The 20,236-nt window shown below is 43.2% G+C and carries 17 protein-coding genes; 6 read left to right on the forward strand and 11 right to left on the reverse strand.

Going from position 1 to position 20,236, the window contains the following annotated elements; all coding sequences use genetic code 11:
* Positions 1-15: 15 nt before the first annotated feature.
* From AB6735_RS19565 to AB6735_RS19575, 3 genes are all read left to right on the forward strand, one after another.
* Positions 16-1,341, forward strand: coding sequence for a G-D-S-L family lipolytic protein (locus AB6735_RS19565; RefSeq protein ID WP_370997669.1), 1,326 nt, complete (start codon positions 16-18; stop codon positions 1,339-1,341).
* A gap of 753 nt (positions 1,342-2,094) precedes the next feature.
* The gene (locus AB6735_RS19570) at positions 2,095-3,513 is read left to right on the forward strand and encodes a glycosyl hydrolase family 18 protein (protein ID WP_370997671.1); all 1,419 of its coding nucleotides are present in this window, start codon (positions 2,095-2,097) and stop codon (positions 3,511-3,513) included.
* Between the two features lie 81 nt (positions 3,514-3,594).
* Positions 3,595-4,992, forward strand: coding sequence for a glycosyl hydrolase family 18 protein (locus tag AB6735_RS19575; protein WP_370997672.1), 1,398 nt, complete (start codon positions 3,595-3,597; stop codon positions 4,990-4,992).
* Positions 4,993-5,052: 60 nt separating this feature from the next.
* Here AB6735_RS19575 and AB6735_RS19580 read toward each other — a convergent pair whose 3' ends face one another.
* The gene (locus tag AB6735_RS19580; RefSeq protein WP_370997673.1) at positions 5,053-5,940 is read right to left on the reverse strand and encodes a 1-aminocyclopropane-1-carboxylate deaminase/D-cysteine desulfhydrase; all 888 of its coding nucleotides are present in this window, start codon (positions 5,938-5,940) and stop codon (positions 5,053-5,055) included.
* 334 nt (positions 5,941-6,274) lie between these two features.
* Here AB6735_RS19580 and AB6735_RS19585 point away from each other — a divergent pair, with 334 nt between their 5' ends.
* Positions 6,275-7,318, forward strand: a complete 1,044-nt coding sequence (locus AB6735_RS19585; protein WP_370997675.1) for an RluA family pseudouridine synthase — start codon at positions 6,275-6,277, stop codon at positions 7,316-7,318.
* A gap of 95 nt (positions 7,319-7,413) precedes the next feature.
* Positions 7,414-8,250: an aminotransferase class IV gene (locus AB6735_RS19590; protein WP_370997677.1), complete on the forward strand. Its 837-nt coding sequence runs from the start codon at positions 7,414-7,416 to the stop codon at positions 8,248-8,250.
* Between the two features lie 69 nt (positions 8,251-8,319).
* Here AB6735_RS19590 and AB6735_RS19595 read toward each other — a convergent pair whose 3' ends face one another.
* The 4 genes from AB6735_RS19595 to AB6735_RS19610 all read right to left on the reverse strand — a co-directional run bounded on the left by AB6735_RS19595 (position 8,320) and on the right by AB6735_RS19610 (position 13,164).
* Complete coding sequence (locus tag AB6735_RS19595) at positions 8,320-9,117, reverse strand: DUF3050 domain-containing protein (RefSeq protein WP_370997679.1); 798 nt, start codon at positions 9,115-9,117, stop codon at positions 8,320-8,322.
* A gap of 185 nt (positions 9,118-9,302) precedes the next feature.
* Positions 9,303-10,601 (reverse strand): IS110 family transposase, encoded by a 1,299-nt coding sequence (locus tag AB6735_RS19600; RefSeq protein WP_370997680.1) that lies wholly within the window; start codon positions 10,599-10,601, stop codon positions 9,303-9,305.
* 274 nt (positions 10,602-10,875) lie between these two features.
* Positions 10,876-11,793: a methionyl-tRNA formyltransferase gene (fmt, locus tag AB6735_RS19605; protein ID WP_370997681.1), complete on the reverse strand. Its 918-nt coding sequence runs from the start codon at positions 11,791-11,793 to the stop codon at positions 10,876-10,878.
* A gap of 120 nt (positions 11,794-11,913) precedes the next feature.
* Positions 11,914-13,164 carry an exo-beta-N-acetylmuramidase NamZ domain-containing protein gene (locus AB6735_RS19610; protein WP_370997682.1) on the reverse strand — a complete coding sequence of 417 codons (1,251 nt, stop codon included), beginning with the start codon at positions 13,162-13,164 and terminating at the stop codon, positions 11,914-11,916.
* An 85-nt stretch (positions 13,165-13,249) separates the two neighbouring features.
* Here AB6735_RS19610 and AB6735_RS19615 point away from each other — a divergent pair, with 85 nt between their 5' ends.
* On the forward strand, positions 13,250-14,470 hold the full coding sequence (locus AB6735_RS19615) for an ABC transporter permease (protein WP_370997683.1): 1,221 nt from the start codon (positions 13,250-13,252) through the stop codon (positions 14,468-14,470).
* Positions 14,471-14,473: 3 nt separating this feature from the next.
* Here AB6735_RS19615 and AB6735_RS19620 read toward each other — a convergent pair whose 3' ends face one another.
* The 6 genes from AB6735_RS19620 to mnmD form a co-directional block, all read right to left on the reverse strand.
* Positions 14,474-15,478: a hypothetical protein gene (locus tag AB6735_RS19620; RefSeq protein WP_370997684.1), complete on the reverse strand. Its 1,005-nt coding sequence runs from the start codon at positions 15,476-15,478 to the stop codon at positions 14,474-14,476.
* Positions 15,479-15,534: 56 nt separating this feature from the next.
* Entirely contained in the window at positions 15,535-17,046 is a 1,512-nt protein-coding gene (locus tag AB6735_RS19625) for a hypothetical protein (RefSeq protein WP_370997685.1), read from the reverse strand.
* Positions 17,039-17,593 (reverse strand): RNA polymerase sigma factor, encoded by a 555-nt coding sequence (locus AB6735_RS19630; protein ID WP_370997686.1) that lies wholly within the window; start codon positions 17,591-17,593, stop codon positions 17,039-17,041. Before AB6735_RS19630 ends, AB6735_RS19625 begins: the two co-directional genes overlap by 8 nt.
* A gap of 242 nt (positions 17,594-17,835) precedes the next feature.
* Positions 17,836-18,297: a hypothetical protein gene (locus AB6735_RS19635; protein WP_370997687.1), complete on the reverse strand. Its 462-nt coding sequence runs from the start codon at positions 18,295-18,297 to the stop codon at positions 17,836-17,838.
* Between the two features lie 62 nt (positions 18,298-18,359).
* Positions 18,360-19,163 (reverse strand): nucleoside triphosphate pyrophosphohydrolase, encoded by an 804-nt coding sequence (gene mazG, locus AB6735_RS19640; protein WP_090467321.1) that lies wholly within the window; start codon positions 19,161-19,163, stop codon positions 18,360-18,362.
* A 313-nt stretch (positions 19,164-19,476) separates the two neighbouring features.
* Positions 19,477-20,154, reverse strand: a complete 678-nt coding sequence (gene mnmD / locus AB6735_RS19645; protein ID WP_370997688.1) for a tRNA (5-methylaminomethyl-2-thiouridine)(34)-methyltransferase MnmD — start codon at positions 20,152-20,154, stop codon at positions 19,477-19,479.
* Between the last annotated feature and the right edge of the window lie 82 nt (positions 20,155-20,236).

Below are 20,236 nucleotides of genomic sequence, written 5' to 3' on the forward strand. Positions count from 1 at the left end.
TAAAATTCTAATCAAATGAAAACTTACAGATCATATTTACATATATTTTTAGTAACGGGTTTATTGGGCTTTGGCGCCTGTAAAACAAGTATCAATACACCAGCGCCTTCGCGCGGAACGGCCGATTTTACCAGGTACATTGCAGTAGGTAATTCACTTACCGCAGGTTATGCCGATGGCGGCTTATACCGGGAAGGTCAATTAAATTCCTATCCAAGCATTATAGCGGCCCAAATGCAAAAAGTGGGTGGCGGTACATTTACCCAACCCTTGTTCAGCACCGATCAGGCTAATGGATCAGGTTATTTAAAACTAACAGCCCTCACCAATGGTGTGCCCACTACCGAAATGCAGCCTGCTACAGGTAAGCGCGGCGAAGCTACAGTGCCAGGTTTTGGTACCGTAACGTTATATACCAAATACAAAGGCGACATCAATAACTATGGTGTACCGTTGATTAAGCTACAGCAGATAACTTTTGGGCAACTGGGAAACTTGAATGGATATTTTGAAAGAATGCTGCCTACTGATTTTCCGACAAATGTAAATTCAACCTACCTGGATTTTGTTACGGCCAAGCCCTACACGTTTTTTACCGACTGGTTGGGTAATAATGATGCCCTGCTGTATGCCATTACTGGCGGCGCTGATCCCAACCTTAGACTGACTGATAAAGCACAATTTTCGCAACTGTACAACCTGTCTATTACCCAACTGACCAAAAGTGGTCAAAAAGGTGCGGTAGCCACTATTCCGGATGTTGTCGCAGTGCCTTATTTTAACACCGTAACGGTTGGCGCTATTTTGGCCGGAGTACAAAAGGTAAACCCTGCAGCGAAGGCTTTATATGTTAATGCGCTTAATTCGGATGGTTCTCATTCGGCAAGGATAGCTACGGCGGCAGATCTTATCATTCTTAGTTTTCCAACCAGTATGATGGGGCAGCCAGTTGCCGCGGCCGGGAACCTGCCTTATGGTTTAACGCCACTTACCCCTATTGAGGATAAATATGTGCTTGACCAGGGCGAAGTAGCAATGACCCAGGATTATGTGAATGCCTACAATGCAACTATTAAGTCTGTGGCCTCATCAAAAGGCCTGGCCATTTTTGATGCCTATGCCTTTTTGAACGATGTAAAAGCCCATGGCCTGGTAGTTGACGGCGTGAATCTGAGCTCAGCCTTTATCAGCGGCGGTATATTTTCATTGGACGGGATACACCTCACTCCACGTGGTTATGCTGTTGTGGCCAATGAATTTATTAAAGCTATTAATAAGCAATATAACGCGTCTATACCGCTGGCTAATGTTTCCAGTTATAGAGGAGTTAAATTTCCGTAAAAGTATTCAAATAACTATTACTGATCTTACTTGCGGGCCGTTCTCTGAAAAGGGAGCGGCTTTTTTGTTGTTATGGATTTAGCCGAACCAATTCGTCTCCTGAACGAAAAGGCTTTTCATGTGGCACAGTCGACTCACCTGACGTCTCCGCCAGCTGGCGGAGACGTCACCCCTCTCGCCGCTTCGCACATAGAGGGGACTTTGCACATCATAAAAATGCGTCATTGCGAGGCACGAAGCAATCTCTATGCTGTACAGAGCAACCATAAAAGCTCCGATCTGCCTGTGTAGAGATTGCTTCGTGCCAGCAATGACGTTTGAAGAAAAGGGATGTCGGGTGAATCAACTACCTATCTAAGTTTTTGTCTATGTCTTTTTGATAGGCTATTACTCTTAGAAACCATTGCCTTCCCAATATCCTCGTACTTAACTAATAGGTAAACTGTGAGCCAAGCGTATCAGGAAAAATATTTTTCATTAATATTCATAATATACTTATCATAATGATACCCTACAAAAGCACTACAATACTTGCTATTAAAGCGTATTGTGCTGTTTTTAAGCTATTTATGACAAAATATTACATTAGCTTTACTTTTATAAAACATACCCTGAATTTCTTATTACTATAACTATTGATATCATGATTTGATATTTATAAGCCTGCAAATGTCTGTTGGGACAGGTGCCTTTTTGTTGAAATAGCTTAACAAATCAATCATAAATACATATTAACCAATTAACATTTAACTTATGAAATTAAATTTTAACTCTTTTCTCCTTTTCGTAGTGTGCTCGGTATTATTTGCCTTATCATCTTGTAAAAAGGATAACCGGGCCGATTTTGCTCCTGCAAATAATAATAATGCGGCGGCAAATAATAAACAAAATACAAGCGCGGTAACTGCTGCCACATTTAAGGTAGTAGCCTATTTACCCAGCTGGGAAGGCGATGTAAATGCTGTTCAGTATACCAAATTAACTCATATTATTTACGCCTTTATTTCGCCAACAACAAGCGGGGGATTAACCTCTATCGATAACCCTGGCAAGTTGGCCAGTATGGTTACGCTGGCACATAATAATGGTATAAAGGCGCTTATCGCTGTTGGCGGTGGCGGCGGCGGCGATGCTTTTCATACCATCGTAGCAAGCTCCAGCTTACGCACCGCGTTTGTGAATACCATGGTTAACTATGTAAATCAGAATAATTTGGATGGTGTGGATATCGACTGGGAATTCCCTTCTGCCGGCACCGAAGCCAATAACTTTGCTTTGATGATGCAGTCGCTGTCTAATGCTATGCACGGCATCGGAAAATTATGCAGTGCCGCTGTTATTTCAACCGGGGCCACTTATGTAACCAGCACCACCATGACTTCGGTTGACTGGCTGAATATTATGGATTATGATGATAATAACTTTCAGCATTCTACCTATCAATCGGCAGTTGATTGCCTGAACTATTGGAGCGGCAGAGGTTTAGCGCTTGAAAAAACTGTTTTGGGTGTGCCTTTTTACGCACGCGACAACAGGGGCGATTACATCACCAAAAACTATAATGATGTATTGGCCCTTGGCGGCAGTCCAAATTCAGATACTTTTCAAAACTATGGTTATAACGGTATCCCAACAATTACCAATAAAACCAACCTGTCATTTGACCGTGGTATAGCCGGTATGATGATATGGGAGCTGGCCGGTGATGCAACAGGATCAAACTCCCTGCTGTCAACCATTCATAATGTGATTGTGGCTCATGGTGGTACTACGCCTCCAACCGGCAGCAATCCGCCCATAGGTTCCGTAATATCCCTCAAAGGGTTTAACAACGCGTTTGTAAGCGGTGAAAATGGCACACAAGCCATGACCTGCACCCGCACCACAGCCGGCGACTGGGAACACTTTACCGTGATTGACGCCGGTGGAGGCAAAATCTCCTTGCGCAGCATGGGTAAATATGTATCGTCAGAGAATGGAACTATGGCTATTACCTGTAACCGTACCACCGCCAGCGATTGGGAGAAATTTGATTGGGTAGTTGCGGCCGATGGTAAAGTAACGCTGCGCGGCAATAACGGCAAATTTATCAGCAGCGAAAACGGTACCCAGGCCATGACCTGTAACCGTGCTACAGCCTCAGGATGGGAAGCCTTTACCGTAGGTAATTAATCAAACTACTCATAATTAATACCGGCGACTCGCCGCCGGTATTAATTAACTATATCTAACTAACCACTAATCTATTCATTTATGAAAACAAAGTTTAACTCGTTCCTGCTGCTTTGTGTGGCGGTGGTGCTTCTCGCACTTTCTTCTTGTCGAAAAGACAACAACCTATCACCTTCTGCTCCAACACCCTCACCTGATGTGCCCAACAGGCCAATGGGCACATCGGCCATTCCTGCTGGCTTTAAGGTGGTGGGTTACTTGCCCAGCTGGGCCGGCGCTGTTAACCAGGTTCAATATTCCAAACTTACCCATATTAATTACGCGTTTGTGATACCAACCGCTTCGGGTGGTCTGGGCGCCATTGATAATGTTTCAAAACTACAAAGCCTGGTAAGCACCGCTCATGCCAACGGGGTTAAAGTATCGATCTCTATTGGTGGATGGAATAATGGCGACGACAGCGCTTTTGAATCGTTGGCCGCTAACTCCGGTTCCCGTACCACTTTTGTGAATAACCTGGTTAATATGGTTAATCAGTATAACCTGGATGGGGCGGATATTGACTGGGAATATCCTAACGACGGCGCTTCTGCCAATAATTATTCGGCCCTGATGCTGGCGCTTAGCAATGCTTTGCATGCTCAGGGAAAATTGTTAACCGCGGCTGTAATTTCAAGCGATGGTTCATCCATCAACGCTAATGTTTTTGGTTATGTTGATTTTCTGAACCTGATGGCCTATGATGGCGACGGACCTAATCACTCTCCATATTCGTTGGCTCAAACCTCTTTGAATTACTGGATTGGCCGTGGCTTACCCAAAGCAAAAGCCATATTAGGTGTGCCTTTTTATGGCAGGGAGCCCTATACCTCTTATGCCGATATCCTGGCAGGGGGTGGCAGCCCCAATTCAGATACCTGGAATGGCATTGGCTATAACGGTATTCCAACTATTAAAAGCAAGACCTCATTGGCTCTTAGCCAGGGTGGTGGTATCATGATGTGGGAGCTATCTCAGGATGCTACCGGGGCCAATTCGTTGCTTTCGGCTATTTATACCCAGCTTTCGGGTGGTACTACGCCTCCAACCGGCAGCAATCCGCCAATAGGCTCAGTAATATCGCTTAAAGGGTTTAATAATGCTTATGTAAGTGGCGAAAACGGAGCCCAGGCCATGACCTGTACCCGCACCACTGCTGGTGACTGGGAGCATTTTACAGTGATTGATGCAGGTGGAGGCAAAATATCATTACGCAGCATGGGCAAATATGTATCGTCAGAAAACGGAACCCAGGCCATTACCTGTAACCGTGCAACTGCCAGCGACTGGGAAAAATTCGACTGGATAGTTGCAGCCGATGGTAAAGTAACCCTGCGCGGCAATAACGGCAAATTTATCAGCAGCGAAAACGGAACCCAGGCCATGACCTGTAACCGTGCTACAGCCTCGGGATGGGAAGCCTTTACAGCAGGCAACTAAACCATCCCATATTAATTCTAAATTGAATGCCTGGTTTCGGAGCCAGGCATTTTTTTGTGATCAGAATTTATCTTTCATGCCCAGCAAGCCCCAGATACCCCCGCTATGAACGGCCAGGATCTTGCTGCCCGGTTCAAAATGACCTTTACCAATGAGGTCATAAAGCGCGTACATCATTTTACCGGTATATACGGGCTCGATCACGATGCCGGTAGCAGCTACAAACTCTTTTATAAAACCGACCAATCCGGCATCGGCCTTGCCATAACCGCCAAAGTGATAATCAGTATGCAGATCATAATCTACAGGAGTTACCAGGAACCGGTTAATCTCATCCCGGATGAAAGAGCCATTTTTAAATACAGGAACTGCGTGGAAGTGGGTTTTAAGCTGATTTTTGCTCAATCCATTGATAATCCCCGCAGCTGTAGTACCCGTACCACAGGCACAAAAAACGTGATCATAAGTTTCGGTAAGTTCATCAACCAGCTCACTGCAACCCATGGCAGCTTCGGCTGATGCACCGCCTTCGTCAATAAAAAATGCGTCGTTATCGTCTCCAAAATATTGAGCGAACAAAGCTGCTTTATCGCGATAGCTATCCCTGTCGGTAAATATTAATTGCATGCCATGCAGTTTGCATAAAAACAGAGTATCGTTATTTACCTCTTCGCCCCGTACAATGCCGGTAGCTTTAAATCCGAATTTTGCAGCGGCGGCCGCAGTAGCCAGTAAGTGATTGGAGTAAGCCCCGCCAAAAGTTACCAGGTGGTTTTTGCCCTGGCTCTGCGCGGTTTTTAGCAGGTATTTTAATTTACGCCATTTGTTGCCCGATATCATAGGGTGTATCAGGTCGTCGCGCTTGAGAAAAACTTTTACGCCGTGCGCATCAAACAGCGGGTTGCTGATAGCTTGAACCGGACTAAAAATTTCGAGATCGATATTCATTGTTTAATATCTTTTTAGTATCAAGTAGTTAGTATCAAGTATCAAGATATTTTCTTTGCCAGTTTAAGTGTCTGAGCCAGTTCAAGGGTCTACACTTGAACTTTATTTTTAGGTGAGCGTCGACGCTCAACTGTTTGGTATTTAAGCGTGGACGCTTAAATATGCGATATTAAAAGTCGTGATACTTGATACTCGCTACTTAATACTGATTAATTATCAAATATGAGAATTTTCTGATAAGGACACTCAAGCCGCTAATAATCGTGATACTTGATACTAGCTACTTGATACTCCCTATTACTATTAACGTAAAAACGATTACTTTTGCCCTCAAATGGCAGACGATACCGAGTTTATAGAGCAGGAAGAACAGGACTTATATGAGCATTTACGCGTTGTGGTTGACAAAGGACAATCCCTGCTACGTATTGATAAATTTTTGATGCACCGCGTGGAAAACGCATCACGCAATCGCATCCAGAACGCTATTGAGCTGGAAAATGTGCTGGTGAATGATAAGCCTGTAAAATCGAGCTACCGGGTAAAGCCGCTTGACGTGATATCGGTAGTATTGCCGCACCCGCCGCGCGATACCGAGGTTTATCCGGAAAATATCCCCATCAACATTGTTTATGAGGACGATGATGTGCTGGTGGTTGATAAAGCCGCAGGCATGGTGGTGCATCCGGGTTATAATAATTATACAGGTACGCTGGTTAACGCGCTGGTTTATCATTTTCAGCAGCTACCCACTTTGCCGGGCAACGACGGTCGTCCGGGCCTGGTTCACCGGATTGATAAGGATACTTCGGGCTTACTGCTTATCAGCAAGAATGAACGCTCCATGAACTGGCTGGCCAAGCAGTTTTTTGATCATACCATTACCCGTAAATATGTGGCCCTGGCCTGGGGCGACCTGCCCGAAGATGGCACTGTAACCGGTTATATTGGCCGCAGTGTGAACGATAGGCGGGTAATGTCGATATATGATGATCCGGAAAAAGGAAAATGGTCGGTAACGCACTATAAGGTGTTGGAGCGCATGGGCTATGTTACGCTGATCGAATGTCAGCTGGAAACCGGTCGTACCCACCAGATCAGGGCGCATATGAAACATATCGGGCACCCGCTGTTCAGTGATGCCACCTATGGCGGCAATAAGATATTGAAGGGTACGGTATTCAGCAAATACAAGCAGTTTGTTGAAAATTGCTTTGAATTGATGCCCCGGCAGGCCCTGCACGCGCAAACATTGGGTTTTTTACATCCGACACTAAAAAAACAGATCGCCTTTGAATCATCTTTACCTGCTGATTTTGAAAGCGTATTGCAAAAATGGCGGAAATACACAGATAAAGATATGAGATCTGAGATATGAGACGTTAGATGAGGAAAACTATGTACGCGCACTTATGAATGATCACTATTACCAAATCTCAAATCTCATATCTCACATCTCATATCTATTCTACAATGACACCCGTTTTGATCAATTTTAATGGAGATATAATTCCGGCAAACAGCCAGCTGCTTACCATAGCCAACCGCGGTTTTAAATATGGCGATGGCTTATTTGAGAGTATGCGCTTAATGAAGGGACAACTTAAATTTGCCGACCAGCACGCCGACCGTCTGCAGCGGGGAATGAAAGCGCTTAAAATTGACGGCTATTCGCAAATGGATGCCTGGTTTTTAAAGGATATTTCAGAAGAACTGGCCAAAAGGAATAAGGTGAAACATGGTCGTCTTCGTCTTACCGTTTATCGTGATGCCGAAGGTTTGTACACCCCATCGCAAAATAAAATGGCTTATTGTCTGGAACTTACCGCGTCTGAAGAGCCGCGCTACTTTCTAAATGAAAAGGGACTTATTATGGATGTATTCAGTGAGCTACCCAAACCGTTAAACTACCTGTCGAACATAAAAACCTGCAACTCGCTTATTTATGTAATGGCGGGTATCTATAAAACCCAAAACAAGCTGGACGATGTATTTTTGCTCAACCAGAACGGTTTTTTGTGCGAAGCCAGTAGCTCCAATATATTCGTCTATTATCAGAATCATTTATATACCCCTGCTTTAAGCGAAGGCTGTGTAGAAGGCGTGATGCGCCAGATAGTGATCAAGCTGGCACAGGATAACCATATTGACATTACCGAAGCCCAGATAAATCCCGACATTTTATACGAGGCTGATGAGGTGTTTTTAACCAATGCCACCCGGGGCATCCAAACCGTAATGGGCTTTGGTGTACGGCGCTATTTTAACCGCATCAGCAAGGTATTGATGGATGAGCTGAATAAGCTGTAGGTTAATAAACAGTAAAACAGGACGTCATTGCCACGTTGCGCTCGCAATGACGTAGTGGGAAATTTAAACCTATAACTCCGAAGAAACCGGTGCTTTAATCGCGGCCAAAATACCATCCCATAGGGCAATTCTGGTTTGCAGAGCTTCTTTTACAGCTTCGGTGGCTTCCTGCCATTTGATATCGTCGTCGCCGCAAAGTTCGGCGGTCATTTGGTAGGCTAATTGCGAGTGATGATCACCGTCAACCTCAATATGGCGCTCCAGGTAGTAAAGCAAAATATCAACCTTGCCAGGCAATTGCCGGCTCAGCTCTTTTACAATACTCACAAACATTTCCGGGATCAGATCCTCGCGACCAAATGTAAATACCGCGGCCTGCACATGATTTTTAGGACTTTCGATCACCTCAAAGGTATGCTGTACAAAGTTGCGTGCCGCTACCGGGATATCGGCAATGATGAGTGCTTCATCAATATGTTTGCCAAAGTTAAGCTCATTAAACAGCTCATTAATAGCAACAGCCTCACTGCCGGCCTGATGCATGGCACGCAGGTACAGCTCAAAATGACTGGTACGGTTACCTGCTTCGTCCACATCGCTTTCTTCGCCGGTAACAATCTCATTGATCAGATAACGCGTGTTAGAGTTACCTGTAGGCATCCATGGCGTAATCGTACAGGTTAATTTTTGTTGCAGCGATTTTAACAGCGACATAAAATCCCACACCGCAAATACATGATGATCCATAAAAACGGTAAGCTCCTCTAAGGAGTTGATATTTTTATAAAGCTCGTGCTGTATCAATTGCTCACGCAAAGGCTGGATCTCGGATTTAAGCAGGGTGATTCTGTCGCTATAATTGGCCATGGATAATAAAATTTGTGGCCGCAAAAATAGCAAACATGGTGATTGTTAACGAAGTGTTTGTTTTATTTTGACTTTGGGTTGATGGGGGGATGGTAATAAAATTGTTTGTCATACTGAGCGCAGCGAAGTATCTATTCTATAAATAGTTTACAAACAGATCCTTCGTTCCTACCCATGACATGTAATTAGAGAGGGACTAAACCAACGTTCAATTCTAAAGAAAGCCTCTGTAATAATCTGTGTCGTTGTTGTTTAAGGATTGCTTCGTAGTTTTCTACACCTTTTTCAATATATTCGCTTCCTTTAACCATCAAGCGCCAGTATTGAACGGCCAGTTTTCGCGCTGTTGCCTTAATAGCTATGGCAGGTCCTTTCTTACTTCTCAATCTTTTCGCAAATGCCCCCAGGCCGATATACTTGCTGTTTAATAAGCCATGCGCCATTTCTTTGAATATCTGCCCGACAGAGGGCTTGCCCTTGCTTTTGCTTTTATTACGTTTTCCTGAATTGTTTTGACCTGGCGATAAGCCAAGCCAACTGGTGAAATGCTTTTCACTGGGCCATTTATTAAGGTCTGAACCCAGTTCTGAATAAAGCTGTAGCCAGTTATAATCCGTTATACCCGGTAGTTTGGTTGCATCCCGGCCGTCAAATATCTTTAACAGATGATTTCCAAGACCGTCTACTTTAGGTTTATTATGGCGGATCGGTTTGCGGCTGCCTGCTGACGTATCTGCTGGAAGGTCTTTATCTTTGTTTATTTTTTCCAGTGTACGTTGTATTTGTTTATCGCATTCAAGTATTTGTCCCTGGTAAAACAAGTAGGCTTTATAAGCCTGATCCAAAGCAAAAAGCCCTTGTGGTGTATAATGGCCCTCCAAAGCTTTCAGCAGTTCTTCTCCTTTCTTTTCCCGCACACTTTTGTGACATAATGATACCAATTTATGCCGGTCCCTTTCCCCTGACAGTATAGCCGTTATCAAAGCTGTTCCACTTGCACCATGAACCTGGCTTAATACTTCAGGCAAACGGATATTCATCTCGATCAGCGCTTTTTGCATATGCTGAACATGTATCCCTGCACTCCGGATATGATCCTCACGCAACCGTTCGTAACTGCGCAATTCCTTGATCAGTAAATCCGGTACATAACAACGGTTCAACAAACCATAGCTGTGCAGCTGCTGTATCCACTGACAATCTTTGATATCTGTTTTCCTGCCCGGCACCTGCCGGGTTTGTCTCCCATCAACCAACCATACATCCAATCCTGAATCTGCCAGGATATCATAAAGGACATACCAGTAGCTTCCGGTGGCTTCCATGGCTACCGTAGTTATCTCATTACTTAAAAGATAGGTACTAAGCGACTCCAGATCACTGGTGAACGTCTCAAAGATTTTAACCGGCTGGTTTTCTATACTCACAAAAACCTGCCTTGAACCGATATCTATACCGGCTGCATGAATCCGCATTTTCTCCATAATAACTTACCTTAAATAAGCCGTGCCCGAAGGAGGATAAGGAAAAGACAGGCTACCCATCGGACAGATCTGCTTAGCCACAGAACGTACCATACCTACAGACTCTATTCTTCGGAACCATACTCAGGAACCGGCAATAAGCGCTATAACTCAGTCGGCCACGCTGCACCGCTATACAAAGCTATGTCATTTCACCTTCAGAATCCAGCGGATTTTATAACTCAGGATGACAAGTTGATTAGTAACTGCTTCTTATATCGGCTGAGTGAATCCTTTACAACCTCATTCCCCTCAAAAAATCTTCAATACCCATGCGTTTTTTACCTTCCAACTGAATATCGGTAACACTGATAAAACCATCTTTAGCTGCAAATTTCAGGTAGGTTTTGTTATCCGTGAGGAAACCGCCGGGTTGTATAGCCGGTTCAGTTAGTTCCAGCTCCGAACCATATATTTTAAGCACCTTACCATTTAGTTCTGCATATGCCGTTGGGATAGGACTAAGCCCGCGGATTTTGTTATAAATGTTTTGTGCCGGTTGTGTCCAGTCTATAAGGCAATCTTCTTTAAAAATTTTGGGCGCATGTTTCAGTTCTTCGCCGGTTAACAGGGCTGTTTGCGGGTGCTCATGGTAGCGGCCGCTTTCAACCGCTTTTACGGTTTTAACCAGCAATCCTGCACCTTTGTTCATGAGCCAATCATGCAGCATGCCGGCAGTTTCATGGCCATTCAGCGTTACCTTTTCGGTAAACAGCACATCGCCGGTGTCTATCTCGTGTTTCAGAAAGAAGGTGGTAGCGCCGGTTTCTTTTTCGCCGTTGATAAGCACCCAGTTAATGGGCGCCGCGCCGCGGTATTGCGGCAAAAGCGAAGCATGTAAATTGATGGTACCCTTTGGCGGCATAGCCCAAACTACCTCGGGCAGCATCCGGAATGCCACCACCACCTGCAGATCGGCATGTAGGGCTTTCAACTCGGCCAAAAAATCCTGGTTTTTTAACTTTTCGGGCTGCAGCACTTTCAGGCCGTTGGCTACCGCGTATTGTTTCACCGCCGACTCACTTACCTTTTGACCACGGCCCGCTGGTTTATCAGGAGCCGTAACCACGCCTACAATATTGCTGCCTGCTTTAATCAATGCATCTAATGATGCAACCGCAAATTCGGGCGTACCCATAAATACAATTCTCATGCTATTCTTTTTTTTGGGGTATCAAGTAGCTAGTATCAAGTATCAGGATTTTGCCGGTATGGTTATTGAACTTTGTTTTAAAAAGTCATGATACTTGATACTAATCTCTGCTACTTGATACTATTCGTATAATAAATATTTGCGCCTTACCGTTTTAAACTTATTTAAACCAGGTTCCCAGCTTTTGCGGATCTCTTCTTCGCTTTTACCCGCTTCAATTTGTTTCCTTAATTCGGGAGTGCCTGCCAGTTTGGTAAAATAGGCGTTGAAAAAATGCGCTTTATCAGGAAAAGCTTTGTATAGTTCCATCAGCAACGACAGATCAAGCCGACCTTTCTTGCGGATCATATCAGTACTCCGTTCTTTTAAATCCACCCCGAAACATTCCTTGTCTTTCTGTGGCGGATCCTCGCTCATGCCTTTGATACTTACCGGAGTGAACGAAAATGTATATTTCCCTTTCAACAAGGGATGACCCACCTCCAGGAAAGGAAAAAATGTGCCACGCCCCAGGCTAAACGTGGTGCCCTCAAACAAACACACACTTGGGTAGAGGATGATGGATTGATCGGTGTTTAAATTGGGCGACGGATTTACGGGCAATCGGTAAGGTAAGGAGTGTTTGTAATTGGCTATCTTGATGATCTTTAATTTACACTTGATGCCGTCCTTTAACCAGCCTTCGCCATTGATCATCTGGGCATATTCGGCAATGGTCATACCATGGCTGATGGGGATAGGGTGCATAGCTACAAAGGCACGGGGCACATTAGCTGTATCCAGTATGGGCCCATCAATGAGGTAACCATTAGGATTGGGCCTGTCCAGTATCATAAGTTCGATATTGTTTTCGGCACAAGCCTCCATTACATAGTGCAGGGTTGATATGTAAGTATAAAAGCGAACCCCAACATCCTGAAGATCAAATATCATCAAGTCGAGGCCCTTCAGGTCTTCAGGTGTAGGTTTATAGTGTTTATTGCCATACAGGGATATTACAGGCAAACCGGTTTTAGTATCTACAGCATCATTTACGCTGGCGCCATTGCTGGCATTACCCCTAAAACCATGTTCAGGACCGAATACTTTTTTTATAGTAATACCGGCATGCAGTAAACTATCCACGCTTGACTTTAGATTTTTGCCAATAACAGAAGTTTGATTCACCACCATCCCAATATTTTTTCCCTTAAGATAGTTAATATACAGCGGAATTTGATCAGCACCGGTAATTATTCCGGGGACTATTTTTTCGACTGAATTGATTTTTGATGAGTCGCAATTGGTGCAAACAGCAGGGCTACCGCATGCCGTACTTGTCCATAAAACCGTTATAAAAGCACATTGCAAAAAAATACGTGTTCTTAGCATAAAATATTATGGTTAAACAATTTTTAAAGTAGCAGGTTTAGCAGCAAAACCGCATATTTGCGAAGGTACAAAAAATCATTCTGCATTGAGTTTCGCCTCTTTTATATCAGCCCGGATAACATTTAAGTCAAAACGCACCTTTTCAAAACTGATTGTGCGCATTGCCATTATAGGTATTATGCTGGGTTTGGGGGTGATGATACTTTCGCTGGCTATTGTGAAAGGCTTTAAGCGCGAGATCCGCGAAAAGATCCGTGGTTTTGCCGGCGATATCCGGGTAGTGAAATTTGATCTGAACAGCTCCTACGAAAGCTCACCTTTCATGGCCGACCCTAAATTTGAAGGCCGGGCGATGAAAAGTCCGCTGATTACCCGGGTAATGCCCTTTGCTACCAAACCGGGAATTATTAAAGCCAATAATGAAATAGAAGGCGTGGTGCTGAAGGGCGTTGATAAAAACTACGACTGGAGCTATTTTAAAAAGACTATGGTAGCCGGCGATGTGATCAACTTTACCGATTCTGTCGAGGCGCAAAAAGAGATCATGCTATCGCAAACTACGGCAAACCGCCTCAAATTAAAGGTAGGCGATAAGCTGCTGATGTATTTTGTTCAGGAGCCATTGCGTAAACGCCAGTTTAAAATTAAAGGCATTTTCAGTATCGGGGTAGAAGAGGTGGATAAAACCTTCGTGATTGGCTCGTTATCACTGATCAATAGGCTTAACGACTGGAAGCCTGGCGAAATTGGCGAGTATGAATTACATGTATCTGATTTTGAACGGGTAGACTATGCCGCCAATAGGCTCGATGAGATACTGCCGGTGAAATTACGCTCCTATACTGTTGGAGAGGACTATCCGGCCATATTTGAATGGCTTAACCTGCTGGATGTAAACTCGGTGGTGATGTTGGTGCTGATGGTAATTGTAGCGGTGATCAATATGATATCGGCATTGCTCATCATGATCCTGGAGCGCACCTCCATGATAGGTATGTTCAAAGCCATGGGCGCCACCAACTGGAATATACAAAAAGTGTTTTTATTTAACGCAACTTACCTTATCGGTTTTGGACTATTGTTGGGTAACGCCTTAGGTTTGGGCCTGGGTGTCTTTCAGCAGCAAACCCATTTTTTTAAGCTCGACCAGGCATCCTATTATATGACCTTTGTTCCCGTGGAGTTTAGTTTCAGCGATATCATACTGTTGAATTTAGGCACGCTGCTTATTTGCCTGCTGGTGCTTATCATCCCCTCTATGCTGGTGAGTAAAATATCGCCGGTAAAAGCAATCAGGTTTAAGTAGAGGCTAAAGTTCCTCTAAAAAAGTGTAATGATAACCATTATGCGCAAATACGTAGTTATCCCAAAAAGCCTCGTCGTCCATAGTGCATGATGAGTCAAGAAAACCGATATCATCCCAATGGGATATTTGTTTAAGATCTTCAATGATAAGCTGTTCGTAAAAGAAACTAAAATCGAAACTGATAGGAGTAAAGTAGGTCCATTTGTAAAACTTTCGTATCCGGTTGTCAAAAAGAAAGTAATAAAGAGCATAATTCTTATCTGCATCTTTAACCAGGCTGCAAAACAGGGTGTAGCTTTTATGTTCTGGAAATATCGTTGTATATCCAACACGTAGGGCCTCAAATTCTTGATATCGTTGCGAATAATTAATCCTTAGCCGTTCAAAAAATGGGATAATAAACTCAGCTTCAATGTAATTATTATAAAGGCGATTTATCTTTTCTTTTTTCTCTTGTTTTAAAAGAGCAACCAGACTCGGGTTATCTTTAAACTCTTCCATCTCAACGCGGCGTATGGTAATTGTTTCACCATCGCGGTTAATGGTGAGTGGTTCCTGTGGTCTGAAAATTGATTGCTCCCAAAAATCTTCATATTCAGATTTTTTTATTATGCTTTCTTTTATGGCCTGTTCTGATTTTAAATCACCATAAAAACATAATTCTTTTATAATGAACCACTGCTGTTCAAAATAGATGCCTGTAAATATTATGGAAAAATACCGGTAAATGCCTTCTTCGATACATTCCTCAACTGACTTGTTGTGCCATGAATTATTTGAAATGTAATTCCTGGTTAATTCAGGATCAAAGTTTGTAATGGAGCGCCCATTTACTTGTTCATGTAAATAAGCGAAATCGTCATAATCAATAGTACTTATATCAACCAGTGTGGCTGCATAAAATTTATCATTTTTTTGGCTGAAAGCGCCGCCTAAATAACCGACTAAAAGATTTGCATTTACTCTTGATAATAAAATCGCTTCTAAGTCGCTATTGTAATTAAACATAATAGATGATTATGCTTAAAGATAACTGCTTATGCCGGAAATAAAGGCGGTAATGTCTATTTTTTCTGGGTCGTAAAATTAAATTTCAAATTCAAACCTGCCGAACCGAATTGGATCTGTTGTGAACCCAGGCCATCAATAGGGTATTTTAAGAATGGCTCGATGATCAAACGGTTGCCTTTACCCACAGGGGTACCTATACCGAAAGACACATTGAGGGTTTTGGCAAAATAGAAACTGTTGAAGCTTTTACGGCTTACATCTTCTGTTGTTTGTGTAGAAGCTCCGGCCGAATAACCATAAACGGAGGTATAAGCCTCGTTGATAAATGTACCTGAACTTAGGCCGGCCGAAACATAAGCATCGGTTTTTTGCGGGTTAAATTCATATTTGATATTTATAGGGATATCCAAACCAACTAAGCTGGCATTGTAATTTTTAAGCACCGGGAACGACGAGTTTGCAGAAAACAAGGTCTGCTTGTCAAAAGGGGCAAAAGCCTGGGGGGCCTTGGCTAAAGCGTCAAGGCTGGAGGTTGGAGGGGCACTCCCATTATAACTCAATGTATTTTGGGCCAGCATTACACCGGTTGATAATTTTAAGTTTTTAGTCAATTTGATATCTGAGGTAACACCCGCGCCGGCATTTACCTGGTTGCGGCTGCCTTTGGCATAGTTAAAAAACGTAGCTGCATACACGCCGAAACGTACTTTTTTATCCTCGGTATAATCCTGTTTGTTTTTGTCTGGTTGTTGGGCTTGTTCCTTCGCAAACAATGCCTCCATACCCTTTTTAGGTGTTTGTACCTGCTGCTGATTTAACATGATCGACCCTTTGGTGGCTACAGGAGCCGTAACCGACGGTTGCTGCGTATTAATTTTCGCTATAACAGTTTTAGCGCTATCAACGGGTTGGGTTTTTTTAGCAGGCTCAGTGACAGTTGTATTGGTATTGGAACTCTTTGTAACCGCTATATACTGCTGCGCATTTGTTTTGGCTGCCACATTTTTAGTGCTGTCAACAGTCTGTTGGGTTTTAAACGCAGATGCAGCCGGCGTATTACCAGGGAGCTGTGAAGGCTGGTTTACGCCGGTTTTGGCATAAACAGGTGCCTGTGCCTGTGATATTGCTGCGCCCGGCACAGGGGGTACCACGTTAGGCTTATAAGGTGTTGCTTTCCGGATAACGGGTCTTTTTGTACCGGCTAAAGGGGCTGCACCAGTATCAAGAGCATTGTTTTTATTAGCCGGGGTTTTTGTTATAGTCAGTAATGCAGCGCTATCGGCAGTTATAGTTTGTTCTGTATGCTTTTTTATCGGTTTTAAGGCCAGTGTATCAATGGGTTGTTTTTTAAACGTCATCCAAAGACCGATGCTTAAAAATAACAGTATAGCGGCGGCCGCGCTTGCCCACCATAGCCAGGCAACCGGACGTTTCTTTTCCGTTTCAGGAAATTTTTCCCTGAGCAATAACCAGCCTTCATCAGCAGAAGGAAATGAGATGTCGTCAAAATTATCAAACACCTCCCTGATGCGGTTGCTTAAGTCGTTATCCAACTGCTCATCCATGGTTTTGTGTCTCTTTCCTTAACATTTTTCTTAATCTTTCTTTTGCCCGGCTCAGGTAAACCCTTGATGAGCTTACCGGAATAGCGAGCATGTTTGCAATTTCGTCGTGATTATATCCGTCTATTTCGTATAAATTAAAGATGGTAAGCTGAATTGCAGGCAGCTCATTCATCAGTTTTAAAATATCCTGCACATTTAAATTATCAACTGTGCCCATATTGCTGCTAAGAGGGGCAGCATTATCCAGATCAACATTAAGCTGAAATTTAAGATCCTTACGCCTGCGGTCAATGGCGGTATTAACCACTATAGTGCGTAACCAGGCTTTAAAAGGTTTATCAATGTTATAATTATGTATAGCGTTAAAAACCTTTATAAAGGCATCATTCACAGCTTCTAAGGCATCATCCCTGTTTAAACTATAGCGCAGACTTATACCCATGGCATAGCCATAGAATAGCTTATACAGCATTTCCTGGTACTTTAAGCTGCCTGTTTTGCATTGGCTGATGATCTCTTCTTCAGTAATGCGAGGGGGTGAATGCATTAAATATATTTAATTCCGCCTATAAACGTTGTTGTTGATCTATAGTACCTTACGTGATAAGGAACTTTATTGATACACCTAAAAATAATAAATTTTTCAGCTGACCAGTTTTTTGACCCGGTATTTAACGATTAAAAGACCAGCAGTACTTGTTACCACTGGTCTTTACCGTTAAGATAGGTAGATGGTTAATGTAAAAAGCTGCCACTATAAAAGCGACAGCAGTTAAATTAAAACAATAATTAATTTGAAGTTTTTTTAAGGTCGTAGAAAAATATAGTATCCTGTGTTGTGCTGTTATTTGGACGTATAAACTGAAGCTGTGTAGTATTCATCCGGTATTGATAATCACCTGCTAAATGATAACTGGTTTGAGGTCCCGGTACATAAGTGCTGTCAATAAAACGTATAATCTGTCCATAGGGATCATATTGAAAAAGTCCCCTGCTTAACGCGTGTATGCTCGGAGTAGAGCTGGTTACAACATATTTGCTTGGCGCGGTTATGGTCACAGCGAAAAGAGGATCGTTTTTTACGGTATCGTAACCTGAGCCTGTTGTTTTTTTGACAAGCAGCTTGAATTTTCCACTATAAGAGCCAGTCGGTGCTGCCGGTACAGGAACGGGATCACTTTTAGTTGAGCAGGCTTCACTTAATACAACTAATGCTAACAATGGTAATACTAAAAATAAATTTCGCTTCATAATCTTCATCTTTTTAAACATTACGTGTGCATTTACTGAAACGATACATCAGGTAAAAATTTTTACAGTTTTTTTGCCTCGTCCCAAAATATATCCATCTCAGCCAGGCTCATGTCCTGTAATTGTTTTCCGTTCTCTTTGGCTTTAAGTTCCAGGTACTGAAAACGTTTGATGAATTTTTTGTTTGTTTTTTCCAACGCGTTTTCGGGGTTGATATTGATAAAACGGGCATAGTTGATGAGCGAGAATAAGAGATCGCCAAATTCGCCTTCGGCTTTTTCATGGTCGATGGTGCTTTCATCCTCAGCATTAAACTCGTTCCTGAATTCCTGCATCTCTTCTTCAACCTTAGCCCATACCTGGCTTTTCTCTTCCCAGTCAAAACCCACACCGCGTGCTTTTTCCTGTATGCGTGATGCTTTAACCAATGCCGGTAAGGAAGCCGGCACGCCACCCAGTACCGATTTGTTGCCTTCTTTCAGTTTGATCTGTTCCCAGTTGCGTTTTACATCCTCCTCGTTTTGTACCTCTACATCGCCATAAATATGCGGGTGCCGGTTGATGAGCTTTTCGCATACGCTGTTGAGCACATCGGTAATGGTGAAATCATTAGTTTCCGAAGCTATTTTGGCGTAAAACACCAGGTGCAGCATAATATCGCCCAGTTCCTTTTTTATTTCGGGCATATCGGCGCTTAAAATAGCATCGCTCAGCTCATAGGTTTCTTCTATAGTAAGGTGCCGCAGGCTTTCCAGCGTTTGTTTTTTATCCCATGGACAATTTGCCCTCAGATCATCCATAATATGGAGCAGGCGTTCAAATCCGGTGGCAGGGGTATTAGCGGTAGCTGGTGCTTGTAGCGGCATATGTTTTTGTTTTTATGCTGCAAAGATAGGGGTTTTGGGATGCAAGAGGTAAGAATCAGAAATCAAGATAAGAAAGGAAATTAATGCGATGTTCGAAGTCTCTGACTCTGAACTACTGCCTGTAGTTTATAACTACAGTAATGATGGTTTGTATTTAACTATGTCTGTAGTCTGAAGACTACAAGCATAATCGTCCGAAGTCGGAGACTTCGGACAGCGCAAGGTAGTGAGTAGTGAGTAGTGAAAAAAATGCGTAATAAGTTAAGTAATTCTGAAAATTTTAAAATTCTGTTAATTCTGATTCAGACAATACTCATAACTCCCTGACCGCGCGCAGCATTTCGCGTTTGCCGGGGGCGCCGGGTATTTTTTGTATGCTAGAGCCTAAGCTTTTCAGCATCCGTTTCAAATTACCGGTTATGGCATAGGTAACAAATACGCCGCCAGGTTTTAAAAATTGGGTAACATGGCTTATAGCAGGCAGTTCCCACATTTCGGGCTGATGTATGGCGGCAAAGGCGTCGAAATAAATAATATCGTACTGATGGGTTGTGGTAAAGTCCATCAGTTTGCAGTGTGCTATTCGCAATTGGGTATCAGCATAGATACTTACCTCATTTTTTAAAGCATCTGGATAATGTTGCAGATAGGTATCCCATAGTGTGGCAGGGATATATTGCTCGTAGCCTGTTTGAGCCATCATATCCGTTGTAAGCGGATAGGCTTCGATCCCAGTGTATTGCAGATTTATTTGTCGATCGATACAGTAAGCTGCGCTCAACAGAAAGTTAAGTCCGGTACCGAAACCAACTTCCAGTATGCTGGCTTCGTGAACATTGTTTTGAGCTAAAAAATAATCCAGACCGGCATTTACAAATACATGTAAACTCTCCTGCAAAGCACCATGCCGCGAGTGGTAATGCTCACCTACAGCGGCATTATAAATGGTTTTGGAGCCATCGGCGGTGGTTACTATTGTGAGTTGGTTCATTTGTTCATTTGTTCATTTGTTCATTAGTTCATTGGTCCTTGCGTGTGCCTTGAATCTTCCAGAAGCTATGTATATCGGTCTT

It is taken from the genome of Mucilaginibacter sp. RCC_168, from assembly GCF_041355315.1.
Taxonomy (GTDB): Bacteria; Bacteroidota; Bacteroidia; order Sphingobacteriales; family Sphingobacteriaceae; genus Mucilaginibacter.